General features: G+C 74.1%; 1 protein-coding gene. It reads right to left on the bottom strand.

The window, feature by feature from the left end:
• Positions 1 to 500: 500 nt before the first annotated feature.
• Positions 501 to 2,051, bottom strand: a 1,551-nt coding sequence (locus SSOG_RS01935) for an acyl-CoA dehydrogenase family protein (protein ID WP_063631529.1), incomplete at its 5' end; no start/stop codon positions are given.

Raw genomic sequence — 2,051 nt, 5'->3', positions numbered from 1 at the left:
GTGGGGCTCGGTGTCGGCGTCGGCGCTGGGGCGTGGGGGTCGGCGTAGGGCTGGGCGTGGGTGTCGGCGTCGGGGTAGGCGTCGGCTTGGGCGGCGGTGGGCACCAGCCGTACCGGAACCCGAGCCAGCCCCGCCGCGCCGCCACCGACGCCCTGACGCACACACAGAAGCCCGGGCCGATCTGGACCCGTAACCGCAGCCTCACCCTCGTACGCGGTCCATGGTCCGCATCCCCGTCCCCCGTCCCCGCCCCGCTCCGGGCGTCGATCGTCCGCCGCGGGGCGGTGGTGGCGGCCGCCCGGCCGTCACCACCCCCGTCGGCCAAGGCTGTCGCCCCCGTCGAGGCGAGCAGCAGGGCCGTGGTCAGGATCCCCGCACGCCATGCGCGATGCCATCGATTCACGAGGAGATGTTCGGCCGAAACAGGTCGCCGCCAGCCGTATGTGCCCAACTATTCGCCCGAATAGGGGAAAAGATGTGGAGGTTTCGGTGGGTGAGGTTTACGCGCGCAGATCCTTGGGGCGGGCCCGGTCCAGGATCGGGCCGGTGTCCGTCCCCGGCGGCAGGGTGCCGAACGCATGCCCCCAGTCCCCGTCCAGCCGGGAGGCGCAGAACGCGTCGGCGACCGCCGGGTGGCTGTACCGCACCAGCAGGCTGCCCTGGAGGACCAGGGTCATCTGCTCGGCGAGACGGCGCGCGAGAACCTGGGCCCGCTGCGGATCGGCGAGCTGCGGCAGCAGCGCGCGCAGCCGGGCCGCGGCCGCGTCGAGCCGGGCGTCGGCCCCGGCGGCGGCGTCCACCTCGGCGAGGACGGCGTCCAGCGCGCCCGTCTCCCGGTCGAGCGCGCGCAGCACGTCGAGTGCGGCGACGTTCCCCGAGCCCTCCCAGATCGACTGGAGCGGCGCCTCCCGGTACAGCCGCGGCATGCCGGAGTCCTCCACATAGCCGTTGCCGCCCAGGCACTCCAGGGCCTCGGCGGCGTGGGTGGCGCCGCGCTTGCACACCCAGTACTTGCTGACCGCCAGCCCCAGCCGGCGCAGCGCCGCCTCACCCGCGTCCCCGGCCTCGGCGCGGTCCAGCGCCGTCGCCAGCCGCATCGCGAGCGTGGTGGCCGCCTCCGACTCGACCGCCAGATCGGCCAGCACGTTGCGCATCAGCGGCTGGTCGATCAGCTCGGCGCCGAAGGCCCGGCGGTGCTCGCAGTGGTGCAGCGCCTGCCGCAGCCCGGCGCGCATGCCCGCCGCCGAGCCGATCACGCAGTCCAGCCGGGTCACGCTGACCATCTCGACGATCGTCCGCACCCCGCGCCCCGGTTCGCCGATCCGCCAGGCCACGGCGCGGTCGTACTCGACCTCGGAGGAGGCGTTCGCGCGGTTGCCGAGCTTGTTCTTGAGCCGCTGGAGGTGGAGGGCGTTACGGGTGCCGTCCGGCAGGACGCGCGGCACCAGGAAGCAGGTCACCCCCTCGGGGGCCTGTGCCAGCGTCAGGAACACATCGCTCATCGGCGCGGAGGTGAACCACTTGTGGCCGGTGAGCAGGTACGTGCCGTCGTCCGCGGAGGACGGCACGGCCTCGGTGGTGTTGGCGCGTACGTCCGAGCCGCCCTGCTTCTCGGTCATCGACATGCCCGCGATCAGCCCGCGCTTGGTGAGCGGCGCGCGCAGCCCGAAGTCGTAGGTGCGGGCGGTCAGCAGCGGCTCGTACGCGGCGGCCAGCTCGGGTTCGGCGCGCAGTGCCGGGACGGCGGCGTACGTCATGGAGATGGGGCAGCCGTGGCCGGGCTCGGCCTGGGCGAAGGCGTAGAACGTGGCCGCGCGCGCCAGATGCCGCCCGGGGCGGGTCTCGGCCCAGGCCGCCGCGTGCTGACCGCTCTCCACGGCGGCGGTCATCAGCTGGTGGTAGGCGGGGTGGTACTCGACCTCGTCGATCCGGTGGCCGTAGCGGTCATGGGTGTGCAGCACCGGATGGTGCTCCTCCGCCATCCGCGCCCAGTCCTGGACCTCGGCGGAACCGGCCCGCGCGCCCACCTCCCGTACCTGGGGCTCGGCCCA

The organism is Streptomyces himastatinicus ATCC 53653, from assembly GCF_000158915.1.
Classification (GTDB): Bacteria; Actinomycetota; Actinomycetes; order Streptomycetales; family Streptomycetaceae; genus Streptomyces; species Streptomyces himastatinicus.
Note: the sequence above shows the minus strand (reverse complement) of the source record. Positions and strands in the feature narration are given on the sequence as shown.